The organism is Giesbergeria sp. (assembly GCF_028686475.1).
Classification (GTDB): Bacteria; Pseudomonadota; Gammaproteobacteria; order Burkholderiales; family Burkholderiaceae_C; genus Simplicispira.
Genome location: NZ_JAQUCA010000022.1, coordinates 1 through 20,058 on the forward strand (window position 1 = coordinate 1; position 20,058 = coordinate 20,058).

15 protein-coding genes are annotated in these 20,058 nt (G+C 57.2%); 9 read left to right on the plus strand and 6 right to left on the minus strand.

Annotation, left to right across the window (positions count from 1 at the left end):
* Nucleotides 1–184: 184 nt before the first annotated feature.
* From PHX60_RS12800 to PHX60_RS12835, 8 genes are all read left to right on the plus strand, one after another.
* On the plus strand, nucleotides 185–3,667 hold the full coding sequence (locus PHX60_RS12800) for a DNA methyltransferase (RefSeq protein WP_300078370.1): 3,483 nt from the start codon (nucleotides 185–187) through the stop codon (nucleotides 3,665–3,667).
* Entirely contained in the window at nucleotides 3,655–4,791 is a 1,137-nt protein-coding gene (locus PHX60_RS12805) for an SAM-dependent methyltransferase (protein WP_300078477.1), read from the plus strand. The genes PHX60_RS12800 and PHX60_RS12805 overlap by 13 nt, the downstream gene beginning before the upstream one ends.
* A 71-nt stretch (nucleotides 4,792–4,862) precedes the next feature.
* On the plus strand, nucleotides 4,863–7,802 hold the full coding sequence (locus PHX60_RS12810; protein WP_300078372.1) for an SNF2-related protein: 2,940 nt from the start codon (nucleotides 4,863–4,865) through the stop codon (nucleotides 7,800–7,802).
* A gap of 76 nt (nucleotides 7,803–7,878) precedes the next feature.
* Complete coding sequence (locus tag PHX60_RS12815; protein WP_300078374.1) at nucleotides 7,879–8,601, plus strand: site-specific DNA-methyltransferase; 723 nt, start codon at nucleotides 7,879–7,881, stop codon at nucleotides 8,599–8,601.
* Nucleotides 8,602–8,645: 44 nt separating this feature from the next.
* On the plus strand, nucleotides 8,646–9,794 hold the full coding sequence (locus PHX60_RS12820; RefSeq protein WP_366144388.1) for a DNA methyltransferase: 1,149 nt from the start codon (nucleotides 8,646–8,648) through the stop codon (nucleotides 9,792–9,794).
* 9 nt (nucleotides 9,795–9,803) lie between these two features.
* Nucleotides 9,804–12,575, plus strand: coding sequence for a DEAD/DEAH box helicase family protein (locus PHX60_RS12825; RefSeq protein ID WP_300078376.1), 2,772 nt, complete (start codon nucleotides 9,804–9,806; stop codon nucleotides 12,573–12,575).
* Nucleotides 12,575–12,763, plus strand: coding sequence for a hypothetical protein (locus tag PHX60_RS12830; RefSeq protein ID WP_300078378.1), 189 nt, complete (start codon nucleotides 12,575–12,577; stop codon nucleotides 12,761–12,763). The genes PHX60_RS12825 and PHX60_RS12830 overlap by 1 nt, the downstream gene beginning before the upstream one ends.
* Nucleotides 12,760–12,954, plus strand: a complete 195-nt coding sequence (locus tag PHX60_RS12835; RefSeq protein WP_300078380.1) for a DUF2905 domain-containing protein — start codon at nucleotides 12,760–12,762, stop codon at nucleotides 12,952–12,954. Before PHX60_RS12830 ends, PHX60_RS12835 begins: the two co-directional genes overlap by 4 nt.
* A gap of 13 nt (nucleotides 12,955–12,967) precedes the next feature.
* Here the strand turns inward: PHX60_RS12835 and PHX60_RS12840 are convergent, their stop codons facing one another.
* The 6 genes from PHX60_RS12840 to rpmH all read right to left on the minus strand — a co-directional run bounded on the left by PHX60_RS12840 (nucleotide 12,968) and on the right by rpmH (nucleotide 18,344).
* Nucleotides 12,968–14,038: a transposase gene (locus PHX60_RS12840; RefSeq protein ID WP_300078383.1), complete on the minus strand. Its 1,071-nt coding sequence runs from the start codon at nucleotides 14,036–14,038 to the stop codon at nucleotides 12,968–12,970.
* A gap of 131 nt (nucleotides 14,039–14,169) precedes the next feature.
* The gene (gene mnmE, locus PHX60_RS12845; protein WP_300078385.1) at nucleotides 14,170–15,582 is read right to left on the minus strand and encodes a tRNA uridine-5-carboxymethylaminomethyl(34) synthesis GTPase MnmE; all 1,413 of its coding nucleotides are present in this window, start codon (nucleotides 15,580–15,582) and stop codon (nucleotides 14,170–14,172) included.
* 72 nt (nucleotides 15,583–15,654) lie between these two features.
* Nucleotides 15,655–17,403: a membrane protein insertase YidC gene (yidC, locus tag PHX60_RS12850; RefSeq protein WP_300078387.1), complete on the minus strand. Its 1,749-nt coding sequence runs from the start codon at nucleotides 17,401–17,403 to the stop codon at nucleotides 15,655–15,657.
* On the minus strand, nucleotides 17,400–17,693 hold the full coding sequence (gene yidD, locus PHX60_RS12855) for a membrane protein insertion efficiency factor YidD (protein WP_300078481.1): 294 nt from the start codon (nucleotides 17,691–17,693) through the stop codon (nucleotides 17,400–17,402). The genes yidC and yidD overlap by 4 nt, the downstream gene beginning before the upstream one ends.
* Entirely contained in the window at nucleotides 17,693–18,148 is a 456-nt protein-coding gene (locus tag PHX60_RS12860; protein WP_300078389.1) for a ribonuclease P protein component, read from the minus strand. The genes yidD and PHX60_RS12860 overlap by 1 nt, the downstream gene beginning before the upstream one ends.
* Nucleotides 18,149–18,209: 61 nt before the next feature.
* Nucleotides 18,210–18,344: a 50S ribosomal protein L34 gene (gene rpmH / locus PHX60_RS12865; protein WP_005798102.1), complete on the minus strand. Its 135-nt coding sequence runs from the start codon at nucleotides 18,342–18,344 to the stop codon at nucleotides 18,210–18,212.
* A 252-nt stretch (nucleotides 18,345–18,596) separates the two neighbouring features.
* Between rpmH and dnaA the strand changes: the two genes are divergently transcribed.
* Entirely contained in the window at nucleotides 18,597–20,039 is a 1,443-nt protein-coding gene (gene dnaA / locus PHX60_RS12870) for a chromosomal replication initiator protein DnaA (protein WP_300078392.1), read from the plus strand.
* Nucleotides 20,040–20,058 lie beyond the last annotated feature (19 nt).

The following is a 20,058-nucleotide window of genomic DNA, read 5'->3' on the forward strand; positions in this document are numbered from 1 at the left end:
GCGCCCTAGACAGCCAAAATACCCGCTTTGTGGTGCGATTGGAGTGACAAAAAGCACGCGAACAGCGGCGCAGGAGGGCATCAGGGTGCAATGCGGGTGCATATTTGCAGAAAAAATCGGCTGAGGCTGGGGTGGCCGGGAGGTGCTTTTTTTGTCACGGATTCAGGATCTTGTTTTAACACTGATGTCTCAGCGTAGTGGAACAGGTGAATTATCTGTCAATGAAATTCTTGGCAAAAATGCCTTCTCTTACCCCAAACCCCTATCCCTGATTCAGGGACTGCTACAACAAGCCACCCGCCCCGGCGATACCGTGTTGGATTTTTTTGCCGGTAGCGGCACCACCGGCCATGCGGTGTTGGCCCTGAATGCCCAAGATGGCGGCCAGCGCCGTTTCATCCTGTGCAGCAGCACCGAAGCCACCGCCAAAGAACCCAACAAAAACCTGTGCCGCGATGTCTGCGCCGAACGCATCCGCCGCGTCATCACCAGCCAAGGCTACAACGCTAGCTTTGCCTACCTGCAACTGGACAAAATCGCCCCGGCCGATGTGCCGCTAGAGTTCACGCCAGAACAGGCCCATTTGCTGCTGGCGCTGCGCGAAACTGGCACCGCGCCCCCTAGCAGCCCCGCCGCCGCCATCCACCCCATTGGCCTTCAGGGCGACTGGCTTACCGTGCTGTGCCACAACACCAACGCCGCCACCCTCGACGCGCTGGCGCAATTGCCCGCCCAGTATGGCGCTACCCGGCTGGCGGTGTTTTGCAGCCGCCCCAAAGCCCTGCCCGCGCTGTTGCAAGCGCGTGGCGTGCAGGCCGTGGCCTATTCCTTGGCCGATGCGCTGCTCAAAGGCCAAGCGCCCAAACAACGCAACCCACGCACCACCCCCCCCGCTCGCCGCCGGAGATGCCGCATGACGCACCCCACCATCACCCCCGTAGCAATGGCCAGCATGGCCATGCCCGCGCAAAGCAGCAGCGTGCAGCCGGAAAGGTTTCAGGCCGAACTCATCACCGGCATCAGCGCCGCTTTGCTGGGCCAGCCCTCGCCGCCCTGCCTGTTGCGTGCGCCCACCGGGTCGGGCAAAACATTGGTCATGGGCCAAGTGCTGGAGCGTATCAGCGCCCAACGCGATGTGCTGTGGTTCTGGTTTGTACCCTTTGTCACGCTGGTGCAGCAAACCGAAGACGCGCTGCGTGCCAACGCCAGCAGCTTGGCCCCCTGTGGCTTGCAAGCAGGCTGCAACCAAGAAGCCCACCCCGGCATGGTGCTGCTCTCTACCGCCCAAGCGGTGGCGCGTGCCCAGTGGCGCACCAAAGGCTACGATGCCGACGGCGACGACGAAACACGCACGTTGGCCGCTTTTGTCGCCCGCGCCCGCGCGCAAGGCTTGCAAATTGGACTGGTAGTCGATGAAGCCCATATTGCCCTCGACAAAGGCACCGAGTTTGGCAAGTTTGCCCACTGGCTGCGCGCCGATTACCTGCTCATGGCCACGGCCACGCCCAAAGATGAGCGGCTCAATGATTTTCTGCGCCATGCAGGCTACAGCGCCCAAGTGGGTTTTGCCGTGGCGCGTGATGAAGTGGTGCAAGCGCGGCTCAATAAACAATACATTGAGGCCATCATTTACAGCCTCGGCCAAACCCTGTCACAAATTGCCGACCTGCACCGTACCGTGCTGCGCCAAAGCTGGCGGCGCAACCGCAAAATAGAGCAAGCCTTGCAAGCGGCGGGCATCCCCGTAGTGCCGCTGCTGCTGGTACAAGTAGCCAATGGAGACGGCGCGGTAAAAGAAGCCGCCCACGACCTGATGCACCTGTGCGGCGTGCCCCCCGATGCTATCGGCTGCCACACCTCCGACACCCCCGACCCGGTGATGATGGCCGCCATTGCCAACAACACCAGCAAGCGGGTGCTGATTTTTAAGCAGGCCGCTGGCACCGGCTTTGATGCGCCGCGCGCTTTTGTGCTGGCCAGCACCAAGCACGTCAATGACCCCGACTTTGCCATGCAGTTTGTTGGCCGTGTCATGCGCGTAGCCCGCCCAGTGCGCGATGCTTTTGCCCAGCGCGCACAGATTCCGCCAGAACTCAACACCGCCTACGTCTATTTGGCCAACGCCCAAGCCCAAGCCGGGTTTGAGGCAGCAGTGCAGGCCAGCAGCGCCATCCACAACGAGCTAGAAGGGCAAACCGAAAAACTCTTGGCACGCCAAACGGTCTCTGGGGCCGTGGTCTATACCAATCGTCCCACGGAGCAAGCCCCGGTAGCCTTTGATTTACCGCTGCCAGAGCAGCAACCAGCAGCACCTGCACCCGCTGTGCCCCTAGCAGCAGTAAGCGACGAGGCGCAAGCCGGGCTATTCCAGTACAGTGCGGGCGCAGCTGCAAATTCGCCCCAGTTGCAGGAAGAAGAAAACGCCTATCCACTGGATGAAGTGGTGCGCCTGCCGCTGGCACGCAAGACTACGCCCAGCCTGAAAACCCGCGCCCAAGTGCTAACCGAGTTGCAAGAACACAACCTGCGCGTTTATGCACGCAAACCAGGTTTGCCGCAGTTGCCGCCCTGCCTAAAAACTGAACAAAAACCCGAGTTAGAGGACATGTCGGAAATCTCGCGCGCCGTGGCCACCCGGCTGGCGTTGGACACCGGCAATTTGCGCGTCATGGCGGTCAAAGCAGCCCTGAACCGCATCAAAGACATCGAGCGCCACACTGAGCTAACCACCCAAACCAGCTACAACGAAGAAATCCAAATCGTGACCGACCGCAACGCCTTGGCGCGTGAGGCACTGGCCGCCTTGCGTGCCTTGCCGCAAGCCGAGGAAGAAGACTACAAAATCATCGTGCAGGTGCTGGCCAGCCGTCTGCGCCCCGATATCAACGAGGCAGTAGAAGACCTGCCTGAAGAGCTACAACCTACCGAAGTCGAACGCACCCGCCTAGCCCGCGATGCCGCCCATTGGGTCATTCTGAAACAAGGGCAAACCCTGTGCGAAGAGATGTTCAGCGAAGTAGCCCGCCGCGCCAAACTGGTGGATGCCCAACCGCTGCCTGATGTGATGGTGTTTCCGGCAGGCATTGCCTTAGAGCCTTCGGACAAAAACATTTATGGCGTGTTACCGCCATCACAAGCCGATGGGCAACGCATAGCGCAAGCGCTGTTGATGGACGACCGGCAATGGCTGGCCGATAAAACCCATACCGTGGCTGACGGTGCGCTGGTGCAGGGCCAGTTTGATGCCACTTGGTTTGGCAACCAGTTAGAAAATGCCTTCTCGCGCGCGCTAGACCGGGCCAGCTTTGTGCTGTGGTGGCACCGTAACCCGCGCAACAAACCCTATGCCGTGCGCGTAGTGCGCGCAGAACACGACAACTATTTTTACCCGGATTTTGTCGTCTGTGTGCGCCACCACCCCGACGATGGCCCAATTTTGCGCCTGCTAGAAACCAAAGAAAGCACCAAGGATGCCGCTAACAAAGCCAAGCATTCGCCACCACACTATGGCAAAGTGTTGTTCCTCACGCCCGACGGCAGCAGAATGCGCTGGGTCAATGACGATGGTAGCATGGGCCAAGCGATTGATTTGGACGATATGCAGGGCGTGCTGGCCCAACTGGCCGCCACCCGCCCGGTATCGATTCAGAGAAAATACGAGCCGTGAGCACAGAAACCCCCAATTTAACGACCGCCCTGCACCAGCATATCGTGCAGGCTATTCAATCCGCTGGCGGCTGGATTGGCTTTGACCGCTTTATGGCTTTGGCCTTGTACACGCCCGGTTTGGGCTACTACGCCAACGACAGCACCAAGTTCGGCCTGTTGCCGCAATCGGGCAGCGATTTTGTCACGGCCCCGGAGTTGTCGCCCTTGTTTGGGCAGACCTTGGCCGTGCAGGTGGCCGAGGCGCTAGAGCGCACCGGCACGCACGAAGTCTGGGAGTTTGGCGCAGGCTCGGGTGCATTGGCGTTGCAATTGTTGGACACCTTGGGCGCAGCCGTGCAGCGTTACACGATTGTCGATTTGTCGGGCAGTTTGCGCGCGCGCCAACAAACGCTGTTGGCCGCCCATGCCGACAAAGTGCGCTGGCTCGATGCCCTGCCCGCACAGTTTGAAGGCGTGGTGGTGGGCAACGAAGTGTTAGATGCCATGCCGGTGCAATTGCTGGCCCGCCACGGCGGCGCACAGGATGGCGCTTGGCATGAGCGCGGCGTGGCGCTGGACGATGATGACCAATTCATCTGGGCCGACCAAGCCACCGCGTTGCGGCCACCGCTAGAAATTGAAGGTCCGCACGATTACCTGACCGAAATCCACGTCCAAGCCGAAGCCTTTATCCACACCTTGGGCGACCGCCTGACGCGCGGCGCAGCTTTTTTCATTGATTATGGTTTTGGCGAGAGCGAGTATTACCACCCGCAGCGCCACATGGGTACCGTGATGTGCCACCGCGCCCACCAATCTGACGATAACCCGCTGCTCGATGTGGGACTGAAAGACATCACCGCCCACGTCAACTTTACCGCAATGGCACTGGCAGCCCAAGACCAAGCCCTGCCCGCAGGCCAAAACTGGAGCGTCTTGGGCTACACCACGCAAGCGCATTTCCTCATCAACTGTGGCATTGCCGCCAAGCTAGACCAACAAGCCTTGGCACAGCGGGTGCAAGCGGCCAAGCTCCTGATGGAACACGAAATGGGCGAGCTGTTCAAGGTGCTGGCCTTGTGCAAAGGCCAGCCTTGGGATGCCGTGGGCTTTGCCCGTGGCGACCGCACGCACCGGCTTTAGGCCAAGATGAAACTACGTGCCACTACTTCCGGGTATGTACTGAGCAACTAGAGCGGCGATGGAGGAACCCCTTGATTTCTGCCTATCACGCCAAGTACTACGCCCACGAGCTGACGCGGCGACACGCTGCCGATGGGGTAGATCGCCTCTCCCAATCGCTGTTCGATGCCAGCGTCGATTTGAACCCGCACCAGATCGAGGCGGCGCTGTTCGCACTTCGCAATCCGTTGCAGGAGGGCGTGCTGCTGGCTGACGAAGTGGGGCTGGGCAAGACGATTGAAGCCGCGCTGGTGGTTTGCCAGTACTGGGCCGAGCGTCGTCGTCGGCTCTTGGTCATATGCCCGGCCAGCCTGCGCAAGCAATGGGCGCAGGAGCTGCAGGACAAGTTTGCCGTGCCCACCACCGTGGTGGATGCCGTTTCGCTGCGCAAGCAGTCTGCGGGCGACCTGCTCGCCACCTTGCAACGGCAGGTTGGCAAGGCGGTCGTGATCATGTCCTACCAGTTCGCCGCCAAGCTGGAGGCTGAATTGCGTGCCATCCCCTGGGATGTGGTGGTCATCGACGAAGCGCACAAGCTGCGCAATGCGCACCGCGCCAGCAACCGCACCGGGCAGGCGCTCAAGCGCGCGCTGCAAGGCCGCAAAAAGCTGCTGCTCACCGCCACGCCGCTGCAGAACTCGCTGATGGAGTTGTACGGCCTGTCCACGCTGATCGACGAGCACCTGTTCGGCGACGAAGCTGCCTTCCGCAAGCAATTCATGAACAGCGGCACCGGCCTGGACGAGCTGCGTGAGCGTCTAGCCAGCTTCGCCAAACGCACACTGCGCCGTGACGTGCTGGAGTACATCCAGTACACCGAGCGCAAGGCCCTCACCCAGCCGTTCAACCCCACTGATGACGAGCAGGCGCTGTACGAGCGCATCTCGGCCTTTCTGCAAAAGGAAGATTCCTACGCCCTGCCTAAGCAGCAACGCCATCTCACGGGGCTGATCTTGCGCAAGCTGCTGGCCTCCAGTTCGCACGCCGTTGCTGCCACCTTGGTCACCATTCGCGAGCGCCTGCAGGGCTTGCTCACGGCAGACAAAACGGAAGACGACGGCAGCCAACTGGTCGAACAGCTTATTGCCGAGGACGACCTGGAGCAGGACTATCTGGAAGAGGAAGCCAGCGAGGCCGACGAAGATGCCGAAGCACCTCCGCCCACGCCAGCGGAAGACGATAAGACGGGCGCTGCAAAAGATTCCCAGACCGTCCGCGCAGCCATCACCGCCGAGATTGCGGAGCTGACTGCATTCGTCGATGCCGCCCAAGCGCTGCAAACCGACACCAAGGCGCAGGCGCTATTGAAGGCGCTTAATCTGGGCTTCGGCAAGATGGCCAAGCTGCGCGCGCCGCGCAAGGCCATCATCTTCACAGAGTCCAAACGCACGCAGGAGTACTTGCACCGCTTTCTCTCGGCCAACGGTCACGAGGGCAAATTAGTGTTGTTCAGCGGTACTAACAACCACGAGGAATCCACCGCCATCTACCAGCGCTGGCTGCAAGAATACCAAGGCACGGATCGCGTCACCGGCTCGCCGCAGGTGGACAGACGCACCGCTCTGATTGACCACTTCCGTAAAGACGACGGCACCGGCGCAGAAATCATGATTGCCACCGAAGCAGCTGCCGAAGGTGTCAACCTGCAGTTCTGCGCGCTCATCATCAACTACGACCTGCCTTGGAACCCGCAGCGCGTCGAGCAGCGCATTGGCCGCTGCCACCGCTATGGCCAGCGTTTCGATGTGGTGGTCATCAACTTTCTTAACACCCGCAATCAGGCCGACCAGCGCGTGCTGGAACTGCTCACCGAGAAATTCAATCTGTTCTCGGGTGTGTTTGGTGCCAGCGACGAAGTGCTGGGCCGCATCGAAGGCGGCCTCGATTTTGAGAAACGCATCCTCCAGATCTACGACACTTGTCGGCAACCCGAACAAATAGAGGCTGCCTTTAATGCCCTGCAAGCGGAGCTAGAAGAGTCCATCGCCGACCGCATCCAAGACACCCAGTCGCAACTACTGGAGCATTTCGATGAAGATGTTCACGACCGCCTCAAGCTGCGCCTAGAGGACGCACAAGCGCGACTAGACAAGTTAGGGCGCTGGTTCTGGGGTGTTACCCGCTATGCCCTCCATGACCGCGCACGCTTTGACGAGCAGTCCTACGCGTTCTCATTGACTACGCCGCCAGCGGGTATTGCTCAACTGGCACCCGTGGGCCGCTACCAGCTTATTCGTGGGGCGGCGCAGCCGGACATGCTGGCACACGCCTACCGCCTTAGCCACCCGCTGGGGGAATGGAGCATTGCTACCAGCCTGAACGCGGCCACGCCCGTCGCCACCGTGAAGCTGGACTATGACCAACACGGCGCGCGTGTCTCGGTCATCGAGAAACTGCGCGGCCAGTCCGGTTGGCTGACGTTGGCCCGGCTGGAGGTGACGGCCTTCGAGACTACCGAGGCGCTGCTGTTCTCTGGCCTCACCGACGATGGACAGGTGCTGGATCAGGAAGCCTGCGAAAAGCTGATGGCCATTCCAGCCGCAGGCAAGCCTCCCCCCTTGAGCACCACCGCGCCCGAAGCCCTGCTGGCCAACAGCCAACGCGCGGTGGCCGCCACTATTGCCAAGGTGTTGGAAGCCAACCAGCGTCTGTTTAATGAAGAACGCGACAAACTAGAACGCTGGGCCGACGACAAACTGCTGGCCGCCGAAGAAGCCCTGAAGAACACCAAAGCCCGCATCGCGCAGCTCAAGCGCGATGCCCGCAAAGCCGCCACGCTGCAAGAACAGGACAACATCCAGCGCGAACTGTCTGAGCAAGAGCGCAAGCAACGCCGCCAACGGCAAGAAGTTTTTGAGGTAGAAGACGAAATCATCGCCAAGCGCGATGAGCTGATAGCCTCGCTCCAGCAGCGCCTACAAGAAAAGACAAGCCACGAGACGCTGTTCAGCGTGCGCTGGCAGGTGCAATAACGCGCCAGGCCGCCACGCAGCGCCCCATCCATCTGCTGCAGCCATTCCCAATCAAACATTTCAAGCAAAACCAACCATGCCAGACCACCAAGCCAACCATTTGAACGAACTGGGCCACAGCCCCGATGCCCTTGCCCAACGCAGGGCCGAACTGTTGGCCTTGTTAAGCCAAGCCGCGCCAGAAGTGTTGAGCGACCACCAGCAAATTAACTTGGACAAACTCAAGGAATTGTTGGGCCAAGAGCACATTGCGGGTAGTGAACATTACGAACTAAGCTGGGCGGGCAAAGCTGCCGCCCGCCGCGAGATTCAAAAAACCAGCAGCCACACCTTGCTGCCCGCCGCCAGCAACCCGCCCAACGCGCCACACATGCTGATTGAAGGCGAAAATTTGGAAGTGCTGCGTGTATTGCAAAAAAGCTATTACGGCAAGGTGAAGATGATTTACATCGACCCGCCGTACAACACCGGCAACGACAGCTTTGTCTATCCTGATGATTATTCGGAAACGCTGGACGAATACCAAAAACGCACCGGCGAAAAGAACGAGGCAGGCTATTTGAACAAGCAAAGTCTGTGGAAAAAGAACAGTAAGGAAAGCGGCCAATACCACAGTGCATGGTTATCCATGATGTATCCGCGTTTGTATTTGGCGCGGAATTTATTGCGCGATGATGGGGTGATTTTTATCAGTATTGATGACAATGAGTTAAATAATCTAAAAATACTCATAGACGAAGTGTTTGGAGGGGATAATTTTCTAGGGTTAATTACCTGGGTAAAAAAACGAAGCCTATAAACTCAGGGGACGCAAGATATCAGCTTCAGAGCAAAGTTGAATATATTTTATGTTATTCTAAATATAAAAAATCAGGCGTTTATAAATTTAAACTCGATTCACAGGGTGTTAGAGAATATAAATTTATGGGAAAAAAGGGGTTGTGTCGCATAAAAGATATATTGGATTCTGATGTCGGTACCAAGAAAAGAGATACTATGAAGTTCGAAATCCTTGGTGTCACTCCTCCGGAAGGGCAGCGGTGGAAAATTGGACGAGATGAAGTCAATCAGCTAATCGCTAAAAACTCTATTGAGATAGTTGATGGTAAAATAAAGGTGGCTGTATACCCTGATGACGAACCGTCAGAAATTCTCAAGCCATTTTGGTCGCATTTTGAAGATTGTGGTACTGCTGAGACCGGAAAAAATACATTAAATGAAGTTTTAAATAAAAAGGTTGGATTTGATACTGTTAAACCAGTCGATCTTATTTCAAATTTGATTCTCCACTCCACAGCTACCGATTCTGAAGATATTGTTTTAGATTTCTTCGCTGGAAGCGGCACCACCGCCCACGCCGTTATGGAGCTAAACGCCGAAGACGGCGGCACCCGCCAGTGCATCAGCGTGCAAATGCCCGAAGTCTTGGCTGAAGACAGCGAAGCCTACAAAGCCGGTTACCGCACCATTGCCGATATTACCCGCGCCCGCATCGACAAAGTCATCGCCAAACTCAAAGCCGAACAACCTTTAACCACACAAGGCTTGGCCTGCGCCCATTTCACGCTGGCCCCCTCCAATTTCAAGGTGTGGCGCAGCAATGTGAATGATGCGGCCACTTTGCGCGATCAACTGGCCTTGTTCCAAAGTGCCGAAAAAAACCGCCCAGCCCCGCAAGCCGCCGACGCGCAAACCGCCATGCTGGCCGAATTGCTGCTAAAAAACGGCTTGGGGGCTTTGGGCGTACACGCCATCAGCAAACCCAAACAGATTGCGGGTGTCACGGTACACCGCGTTCTGCTGGAGGACAACCGCACCCTGTGGCTGTGTTTTGAGCCTTATACCCAAGCCCTGAAAGACGAGATGGTCAAAGCCCAGCCCGCACAAGTCATTTTGCTCAACTCTTGTTTTGTGGGTGACCAGGCCGACGAGCTGCTGGCCAACTTGCAACTGGAGCTGGCCGGGCTAGAGATTGGCCTGACGGTGATTTGAGGGGCCAACATGAAACTACAGTTTTCGCACCAAGACTATCAGGCCAAAGCCGTTGAGTCGGTGGTGAAAGTGTTTAATGGGCAAGCACTGGCCCAAAGTGACTTTGCCCTGACAGGGCAAAGCGGCAGCGTGGCTTACGCCGCCGACGGCAGCGTTGGCAACGCGCTCACGCTGTCTGCCGAGCAGGTGCTGGCCAATGTGCAGGCCGTGCAAACCGCCAACGGTTTGCCAGTGTCGGGTGAACTGGTGGCATCGTTGTCGGACAACCGCAAAGAGACGTTTTGCTCCCTGAACTTCACGATTGAGATGGAGACTGGCATCGGCAAAACCTACACCTTCATTAAAACCCTGTACGAGCTGAACAAGCTCTACGGTTTTAAGAAGTTCGTGGTGGTGGTACCCAGTGTGGCCATCCGCGAAGGAACGATAAAAAACCTAGAGGTCACGCGCAGCCACTTTGCAGCCGATTACGCTAACGTACCCTGTATGCCCATGTTGTATGACAGCGGTAAACTGACCGAGTTGCGCCACTTTGCCCAAAGCGATGCACTCTCTGTGCTAGTCATCAACATTGACAGCTTTACCAAAGACAACAACAAAATCAAGCAAAAGGGCGAGCGCGCCTTTGCGCCGATTGAATACATCCAGTCGGTCAATCCGATTGTGATTGTGGACGAACCGCAGAATTTTGAAACTGATGTGCGCCGCCGTGCGCTGATGGAACTGAATCCGCTCTGTACGTTGCGCTATTCGGCCACACATAAAAACCCCTACAACCTTTTGTATTCACTCAACCCTGTGCAGGCTTATGACTTGGGGCTGGTCAAACAGATTGAGGTGGACGGCGTGCTGGCCGACGATGAGCACAACCAGGCATTTGTCGAGCTGGTGGGCATCGAGGCCAAGGCCAAAGGGATCACTGCCAAGGTGCGGCTGGATGTCAACGACAAAAATGGCCCCAAACGCAAGGAGTTAACCTTGAAATTGGGCGAAGATTTGTTTAAAAAATCAGCCGGACGCGATGTTTATCAGGATGGTTATATCCTCAACGAAATTCGTGCCGACGATGGCGAGATTGAATTTTCTGGCGGGCGCGTGCTGCGGATCAACGAGTCGCAAGGTGGCTTGGCAGACGATGTGATGAAGTTTCAGATTGAGCGCACCGTGGCCGCCCACTTTGCCAAGCTGAAAAATGTTCAGCCCATAGGTGTGAAGGTACTAAGCCTATTTTTTATCGATAAAGTGGCCAATTACCGTGCCTTTGATGAGGACGGTAATCCATCGTTGGGGAAATTTGGCCTTTGGTTTGAGGAGGCGTTTAACAAGTACGCCAGCAAACCCCAGTACCGTGGACTGATTCCATACACAGCCAGCGAAGTACACGACGGTTATTTCTCGGGTGAAAAAAAGGGCAAGGGCACCAAGGCTAAAACGGTTTGGGTGGATACCTCGGGAACTGTGGCCAAAGACGATAGCACGTACCAACTGATCATGAAAGACAAGGAGCGGCTGCTGAGTGTGGAAGTGCCATTGCAGTTCATCTTCAGCCATTCGGCGCTGCGCGAGGGGTGGGACAACCCCAATGTATTCCAGATTTGCACCCTCAACGAAACCAAGAGCGCCATGAAAAAGCGTCAGGAAATTGGCCGTGGCCTGCGCCTGTGCGTGAACCAACACGGCCAACGTGTGCAGGATAAACGGGTCAACGTATTAACGGTCATTCCCAACGAAAGCTACGAAGCCTTTGCCAAGGCCTTGCAGCAAGAGATTGAAGAAGAAACCGGCGTAGGCTTTGAGAAACGCATCAAAAATGCCCGCGCCAAGGCCCGCATCCAGCGCAAAGACTTGTCGGCGCCAGAGGCCGCACTGTTCAAAGCCATCTGGGACAAAATCAACTACCAAACCCGTTACAGTGTGAAACTAGACACGCCTCAATTGATTGACAAGTGTGTGGAGGCGTTGCGTGATTTGAACCAATACCCCAAGGTGTGCCCGCCAAAGATTCGCGCAGACAAAGCCAGAATTGTCATGCGTGCCGACGGTGTAGAGGGCGTGCATATTGGAACGGGAGACACAGCGGCCAAGCAATATAGTACGACGGTGCCAGATGTGTACGCCTACATCCAGAACCGCGTGCATCTGTCCCGATCCACCATCTTTGCCATATTGGATGGCTCGGGGCGCATCGGGGAGCTACTGGTCAATGCCCAAGCATTTTTGGATTTGGCTATTTCAGCCATTCGGACATGCCTGCAAACGCTGATGGTCGATGGCGTTGAATACCACACTATCAATGGCCGCCGCTATGAAATGAGTTTGTTTGACGAGGAACTGGAGACTTATTTAAGCAGTGTGTATCCGCCAGCGCAAGACGAGATGAGCACCCCCATCGACAAAACCTTGTTGCAGGCCCAGCCCTTGGACGAACAAAAAGCTCCGATAGGTGAGGCGTTCTCTTGCGTGTTGAGCGACAGCGATACCGAAAGCCAGTTCGCGCACGATTGCAGCGTGGATGAACGGGTCAAATTCTTCTTCAAACTCCCAAGAAAATTCAAAATTCCCACCCCACTCGGGAGCTATAACCCTGACTGGGCTGTGGTGCTGGAGAACGACACCCGCGTGTACTTTGTGGCTGAGACCAAATCCACCACGGTCAAGGCCCAACGCCGCCCAACGGAAAATCTGAAAATTGTCTGCGGATACAAGCACTTTGAATTGGCCGACGGTGTCGCGTTCAAAGATGTCACGACGCTGAAAGATTTAATGGTGCAGGACGTGTGATGGCAGAAGCACAGCCCGCCCGGATCAAATCCATCACCTTGGTGGCAGAAATGTTCAAGCGCTTATCCAAGAAGCGGCAAATTTTCATCGCTACGCAGTCACCCTATTTGGTGGACTGCTTGGAGATGGAAAACATTATCGTGGCCAGCGTCAACAACGGCGAAACCGTGTTGCGTAACGTTTTATGATTCGCTGGCTAATCGTTATTTTCTTGGCCTTGGTACTCATCAACGGCTTGGCCCCGTGGCTACGTAAGCTGGGGCTGGGGCGCTTGCCGGGTGATTTTTCGTTTCGGCTATTGGGACGTGAGTGGTTTATTCCACTGGCCAGCACGGTGCTACTGAGTGTATTGCTCAGTTTGGCCGTGAAATGGTGTTGACATCCTCTCCGGGCTAAACCCCGAAGATTCCTACTGCTAGACGGCGATGCCCCGCCGCAAGAATGTTCCGTGCTGCGTTCACATCGCGGTCGTGTTCCGCTCCGCAGTCGCTGCACGTCCATTCCCTTATTCGCAAACCCGCCCTACCTTTCGGACTGCTGGCGGGGATAACCCCGCAGCACGAGCAAGTTTGGGTTGTGTACGCTTCGTTCACTTCCATAAAGACGATACCGGCCTGATGGCTCTTGTATTCCAACATCGTCTTTAGCATAGCCCAGCCTGCATCCAGCGTGCTTTTGGCCATCTTGGTTTTCACCAGCTTTGCGCTGGCTACGTCGCCCACGAAGATGGCGGCGTTTTCTCGCACCAGCGTGGTGCTAAATTTATGCAGCGCGTCTTTGCGCTGATTGGCAATTTTTGCGTGGATGGCTTTGACCCGGTCCTTTTTGTGCGCCCGCTGTGCTTTAGCCAGTTCCAATTCATGCTGGCGATACCAGCGGCCATGCTCTTTTTTCTCGTTTGATGCCGTGGCGCAGTCTTTCAGGCCCAAGTCAATGCCCACACTGGCCGTTGCCGTTGTGGGCTTGGCTTGCGCCTTGACTACGATATTGAGATACCAACGCCCCCAGTTGTCTTGGCTAAAACTGCCAGAACGTAGCTCATAGTCTGCCAAGCCGTAGCTATCCCAGAGGCTGAATTTCTGACCTGCAAAGGCAACTTGCCCTGCCTTGTATTGCAAGGCCCGCGCCTTGAAAGGAATCCAGCCCAAGCTGTATTTGCTGCTTTGGGGGTTAGAGACACGCCAGCGCAACTTGGCTTTTTTGAATTGCTTGCGGGCCTTGGCGTAGTCCTCACACACTTGCTGCACGGTGGGCGAACCGATGTGTATGCCATCGCACTTGCTGAAACCGTTGGTTAGCTTTTGCAGGTCGTAGCCACTGAGAAACTGGTGGCGCTCACGGATGGCGCGGTGGCTCGTTTCGTTGCAGAAGTTCCAGACCTGATTGACCTCACGCGCCATCGCAGACAGCACTTTGGCGTGCTTGTCTTTAATTCGTAGGCGCAGAGTTTTGGTGCAATCCATGCTGTGCATTATGCTTAAACGCAGAGGGGTTCTATGGTCGTCTTCCTACTTATTTCGCGTTAGGACGCCTACGGCATCCGCGCTCTCGACCTCGGGCTGAACCCCGAGGCTTCCAGCGCACTGGGTGAAGTTTATTTGCCAATACAAAAGCTAGAAAAAATCACTCCGAGCAAATCATCCGAGCTAAATTCGCCAGTGATGGCACTGAGGTGGTTTTGCGCCAAGCGCAGTTCTTCGGCCAGCAAGTCCAACGCTGGGCTGTGGCCTTGCAGTTGCTGCGTGGCGTTGTCCAGATGGTCACGCACGCTGTGCAGGGCTTGCACATGGCGCGCCCGGGCAATGAATAGCCCTTCCGCCGCACTTTGCCAACCGGCCAATTGCAGCAGTTGCTGGCGCAGGCTGTCTAAGCCGGCCCCGGTGCGCGCAGACAGCAAGATACCTGCCTCTGGCAAGGGCTGCTCGGGCGGCAAGCAATCGCTTTTATTCCACAGGTTCAACACCGGCACGCTGGCCGGTAGGCGGGCGCGCATGGTCTCGGCAATGGCAGCATCGGCAGCTTGGTAGTCTGGGGTTGGGCTGCGTGTCAGGTCGTGTAAAAACAACACTGCGTCGGCGCTGGCAATCTCCGTCCAAGCGCGTTCAATGCCAATGCGTTCGACTTCGTCGCTGCTGTCGCGCAGGCCAGCGGTGTCGATGATGTGCAGCGGTACGCCTTCAATTTGGATGGTTTGTTGTACCTTGTCGCGCGTGGTGCCTGCAATGGGCGTGACGATAGCCAATTCAGCCCCGGCCAAGGCATTGAGCAGCGAGCTTTTACCGGCATTGGGTTGGCCTGCAATCACTACCTTGATGCCTTCGCGCAGCAAGGCCCCCTGCTGCGCGCGTTGCAACACCCCGGCCAAGGTGTGGCGCAGGTGGGCCAGTTGGCCATCGGCATCGGCTTGGCGCAGAAAGTCGATTTCTTCTTCGGGGAAGTCTAAGGTGGCCTCGACCAACATCCGCAGATGAACCAGGGCATCGCGCAGGGTATGAATTTGCTGTGAAAACACGCCCGCCAGCGAGCGGCTGGCACTGCGGGCAGCAGCTTCGGTGCTGGCATCAATCAAATCGGCAATCGCTTCGGCTTGGGCCAAGTCGATTTTGTCGTTCAGAAAGGCGCGCTCGGTAAATTCGCCCGGCTGTGCCAAGCGCAAATAGGGCAGCAAGGCTTGGCCGCTGGCCGGGTCTGGGGTCTGCGCGGCTTCTAGGCAGCGGGCCAGCAGCAGTTGCAACACTACGGGGCCGCCGTGGGCTTGCAGCTCTAACACGTCTTCGCCGGTGTAGCTGTGCGGGCCAGGAAAGTACAGCGCCAGCCCTTGGTCTATGGCTTGGCCTTGGGCATCCCGAAAGGGCAGATAGGTGGCCTCGCGCGGCTTCAGGGGGCGACCACAGAGTTGACGCACCAGCGGTGCTAAGCCTTTGCCCGAGACGCGCACTATGCCCACGGCCCCCCGGCCCGGAGCGGTGGCAATAGCGGCGATGGGGTCGTGGTGGCGTGACAGCATGGGACGAGCAAGATAAAAAACGCGGAAAAAAGGCCGCTTGCGCGGCCTCGGGTGCTACTGCGATGCAAGCGGTTACTTGAACTTGGGCAGATTAAATTGTGGCGGCACGCCCATACGGGTGTTGATAATCCATTGCTGGGCAATCGACAACACGTTGTTGGTCAACCAGTAGAGTACCAAACCCGCCGGGAAGAAGAAGAACATCACGCTGAAAATCAGCGGCATCAACCACATCATTTTGGCCTGCATTGGGTCGGGCGGCGCTGGGTTGAGCGCGGTTTGCAAGAGCGAACTTAAAGTCATCAACAGGGGCAAGATGAACAGCGGGTCGGGTGTGGATAAGTCGTGAATCCAGCCAATCCAGGGTGCGTTACGCATTTCGACACTGGAGAGCAAAACCCAGTACAGCGCAATGAAAACCGGAATTTGCACCATGATGGGGAAGCAGCCACCCATCGGATTGACCTTTTCTTCGCGGTAAATCCGCATCATCTCTTGCTGCATTTGCTGCGGGTTGTCTTTGAGGCGCTCGCGCATCTCCATCACTTTGGGGTTGATGGCTTTCATTTTGGCCATGCTGGCATAAGCCTTGGCATTGAGCCAATAAAAAGCGATTTTGAGCAGCAACACCAGACCAACAATCGCCCAGCCCCAGTTGCCCAGCATTTTGTGCAATTGGTCTAGCAGCCAATACAGGGGTTTGGCCAAAATGGTCAACCAGCCGTAGTCTTTGACCAACTCTAGGCCGGGGGCCAGGGTTTCGAGGCTGGTTTCGATTTGCGGGCCAGCAAACAGGCGCGCTTCTAGGGTTTGGCTGGCACCGGGGGCAATGCTGCCTAAGGGGGTAATCATGCCGACCGAGTACAGGTTGCTGTCCACTTTACGCATGAACATCTCACGCTTAGTGCCTTCGGGCAACAACCAAGCGCTGGCAAAGTAATGCTGCACCATCGCGACATAGCCATCGCCGCTGTCTTTGGCATATTCGGCTTTGCCGCTTTCGATGTCCTTAAATTCGACCTTTTGGTATTTTTTCTCTTGGGTGAAGACCGCTGGACCGGTGAAGGTAGAGTAAAACGAGGACTCGCCCGCTGGCTTGTTGCCGTCGCGTAGCAGTTGCAAATACAACTGCGGGGTCAGTGGTGCGCTGCTGGTGTTGCGAATTTCATGCGTCAGGGCCATATCGTAGGCACCGCGCTTGAGCGTCCAGGTTTTGAGCAACTGCAAACCACCCACTACTGCGGATTCAAAGCGAATTTTCAGTTCATTCTCGCCTTCGGCCAAACTGCGCGCGCCGGGGGCTACCGTCATGGGGGTTTTGTGCGTGGCAAAGTCGCCGCCAATCAGGCCGGTTTGCGCCATATAGACGCGCTGGGCGCTCTCATCAAACAGCACAAAATTGCGCGTGCGGTCAGCGATGTCGGCGTGTTGCAACAATTCGGCCTGCACCAAAGAGCCGCCTTCGCTGTCAAACACCAAGCGATAAACATCGGTAGTGACTTCTAGGCGCTCGCGTGGCTTGGCTGCCGGAGCGGCTGGCGCAGTGGCCTGTCCGGGCACTGCTGCCATGCCGACACCGGCGCTGCTGGCGCTGCTGGCCGTCGGGACGCTAGAAGGATTGGAAGGACCCGAAGAACTAGAAGGGCTGGCGTTGGACGCTGTGGCAGCAGCAGGGCTGGCGCTGGCCGCAGTGGAGCTGGCAGTAGGCGGGGCAGGAAAGAAAGTGGCCTGCTTGCCATTGTGTACCTGCCAGTTGTCCCACAACAAGATGATAGAAAAGCCAAATATCACCCACAAAATGGTACGGCGAATGTCGTTCATGGAGATTTTTTTGCTGAGGATGAAGAGGTGGCTGGTGCAATCAACCGTGAAAACAAGCGGCTGGCACGCGGCGCATCGGCTGGAACCGGGTCATGGCCACCATCACACCAAGGATGGCAACGTGCCAAGCGGGCAAGGGTCAGGTAACTGCCCTTGGCCGCACCATGCTGCTGCAAGGCTTGCAGGGAGTAGGCCGAGCAAGTAGGCTCAAAGCGGCAGGCCGAGCCAAGCCACGGACTGAGCAACAAGCGATAGCCCTTGACCAGCCCGATCAACAGGCGCTGCACCATCATGCGCTGCCCCCGGTGCTGGGGGCTGGCGGGGCATAGCGGGCCGCCGCGCGTGCGAACAATTGTTGCAACTCGGCGCGCACGGCTTGCTTGAGCAGCACCGATTGGGCGCTGACAAATTGCTGGCGGTCAAACGTAGTACGCAGGCGCACCACGTAAGCACCGGCGGGTAAATCCGCCTGCCAGTGGGGGGCAACATGGTAAATTTGCCGCTTGATGGCATTGCGCGTCACGGCACGGCGCGCCCAGCGCTTGGGCACCATCGCGCCCAGCCACAACGGGGCCACGGCAAAAAGGGCCTGTGTATTACCCACAGACCCTGAAGCTGCATCCAGCGTAGCAGACTCTGCTGCGGTAGGTAGCAGCAAGCAATGCAAGGCGAAATGGGGGGTGCGCGCCAGCGTGCCACCGGCCAGCGCCGCTTGGAACTGAGGCCGCGTTTTTAGTCGCTGCATAGAAACACCCCGCTTGGGCGCTTGGCGCCGCTCACTGCGGAGCGCTCTAACACCTTACCGATTAGACGGCCAGGCGCTTACGGCCCTTGGCACGGCGCGCGTTAATTACAGCGCGACCGCCACGGGTCTTCATGCGTACCAGAAAACCGTGGGTACGGGCGCGGCGGGTTTTGGAAGGTTGGTAAGTACGTTTCATGGGGGGCTCCTTGGGGGATTCAGTCGGCCACCCAAGCGCATGAAAGTGCGGTTTGTGGGCCGGGACGGTTGAAATAATTGCCCTGAAACACATTCAGGGAAACCGCAAATTATCGCAGGCTTGCGCCGGTCAAGCAATGATGCCACGGTTTTTGGTGGCCCCTCGTGCCAAAAAAATTGTGGATAACCTTGGGATAAGCTAAAATAAGTAGCCCAGTTTGTTCCTCTTATCCACAAAAAAAATGGCCCCGACATGACCGAGGAACCCCACCGCAACACCGCCCGGCCCACCCCTGCCGATGCCGGTCAGGCGCTGTGGCAGACCTGCCTAGAACAGCTGGCGCAAGATTTGCCAGTGCAGCAGTTCAACACCTGGATTCGGCCCATTACGGCCCAAGTTGCCCCAGACTGCTCACGCATCACCCTGTATGTCGCCAACCGCTTCACCCTCGATTGGGTGCGCGCCCAATACGCAGGCCGCATTGCCGCCTTGTTGCAAGATTTGCAGGGCGACCAGCCCATCACCCTGGAACTCACTTTGGCGCAGCGCCCACCCCCAGTGCGCCGTGCGCTGGCACCGGCACCGGCCAGCGCGGGCTTTACCCCGTTGGATGCCGATGTGGCGCTATCGCTATCGGCCCCGCCCGCTGCCTTGGCCCCAGACAGCGCAGCCCAGCGCAACCGGCTCAATCCGGCCCTCACCTTTGACACCCTGATTGAGGGCACCGCCAACCGCATGGCGCGCGCGGCAGCGCTGCATGTGGCCAGTATGCCGGGCCAGCACTACAACCCCTTGTTTATTTACGGCGGTGTTGGTTTAGGCAAAACCCACCTCATGAATGCCGTAGGCAACCACCTGCTGGCCGAGCGCCCCCAAGCGCGCGTGCTGTATATCCACGCCGAGCAATTTGTCTCGGATGTGGTCAAAGCCTACCAACGCAAAACCTTTGACGACTTCAAAGAGCGCTACCACTCTCTGGATTTATTGTTGATTGACGATGTGCAGTTCTTTGCCAACAAAGACCGCACGCAAGAAGAATTTTTTAACGCCTTTGAGGCCCTGCTGGCAAAAAAAAGCCACATCGTCATGACCAGCGACACCTACCCCAAGGGCTTGGCCGACATCCACGCCCGGCTGGTGTCGCGCTTTGATTCTGGCCTGACGGTAGCGATGGAGCCGCCCGAGTTGGAAATGCGCGTCGCCATCCTGATCAACAAAGCGCGCGCCGAAGGCACCGAAATGGCCGAAGATGTGGCTTTCTTTGTCGCCAAGAATGTGCGCTCCAATGTGCGCGAGCTAGAGGGGGCCTTGCGTAAAGTCATGGCCTATGCACGCTTCAACCGCAAAGAAATCTCTATCCAACTGGCACGCGAAGCGCTGCGCGACTTGCTTTCGATTCAAAACCGGCAAATCAGCGTGGACAACATCCAAAAGACCGTGGCCGACTTTTACAAAATCAAGATGGCCGATATGTACAGCAAAAAGCGTCCGGCCAGCATTGCGCGGCCACGCCAAATTGCCATGTACTTGGCCAAAGAACTCACGCAAAAAAGCCTGCCCGAAATTGGCGAGCTGTTCGGTGGCCGTGACCACACCACCGTGTTGCACGCGGTCCGCAAAATTAGCGCCGAGCGCCAACAACTGACCGAGTTAAATCAACAACTGCATGTGCTAGAGCAGACCCTCAAAGGTTGATTTTGCCCAGGTGATGCGC

Bases quoted from the DNA above. Each gene is read 5' to 3' on its own strand.
- PHX60_RS12825 (WP_300078376.1), top strand. From the start codon at position 9,804: ATGAAACTACAGTTTTCGCACCAAGACTATCAGGCCAAAGCCGTTGAG.
- PHX60_RS12840 (WP_300078383.1), bottom strand. From the start codon at position 14,038: ATGGATTGCACCAAAACTCTGCGCCTACGAATTAAAGACAAGCACGCC.
- yidD (WP_300078481.1), bottom strand. From the start codon at position 17,693: ATGGTGCAGCGCCTGTTGATCGGGCTGGTCAAGGGCTATCGCTTGTTG.
- PHX60_RS12815 (WP_300078374.1), top strand. From the start codon at position 7,879: ATGCCAGACCACCAAGCCAACCATTTGAACGAACTGGGCCACAGCCCC.
- dnaA (WP_300078392.1), top strand. From the start codon at position 18,597: ATGACCGAGGAACCCCACCGCAACACCGCCCGGCCCACCCCTGCCGAT.
- PHX60_RS12860 (WP_300078389.1), bottom strand. From the start codon at position 18,148: ATGCAGCGACTAAAAACGCGGCCTCAGTTCCAAGCGGCGCTGGCCGGT.
- rpmH (WP_005798102.1), bottom strand. From the start codon at position 18,344: ATGAAACGTACTTACCAACCTTCCAAAACCCGCCGCGCCCGTACCCAC.
- PHX60_RS12835 (WP_300078380.1), top strand. From the start codon at position 12,760: ATGATTCGCTGGCTAATCGTTATTTTCTTGGCCTTGGTACTCATCAAC.
- mnmE (WP_300078385.1), bottom strand. From the start codon at position 15,582: ATGCTGTCACGCCACCACGACCCCATCGCCGCTATTGCCACCGCTCCG.
- PHX60_RS12800 (WP_300078370.1), top strand. From the start codon at position 185: ATGTCTCAGCGTAGTGGAACAGGTGAATTATCTGTCAATGAAATTCTT.
- yidC (WP_300078387.1), bottom strand. From the start codon at position 17,403: ATGAACGACATTCGCCGTACCATTTTGTGGGTGATATTTGGCTTTTCT.
- PHX60_RS12830 (WP_300078378.1), top strand. From the start codon at position 12,575: ATGGCAGAAGCACAGCCCGCCCGGATCAAATCCATCACCTTGGTGGCA.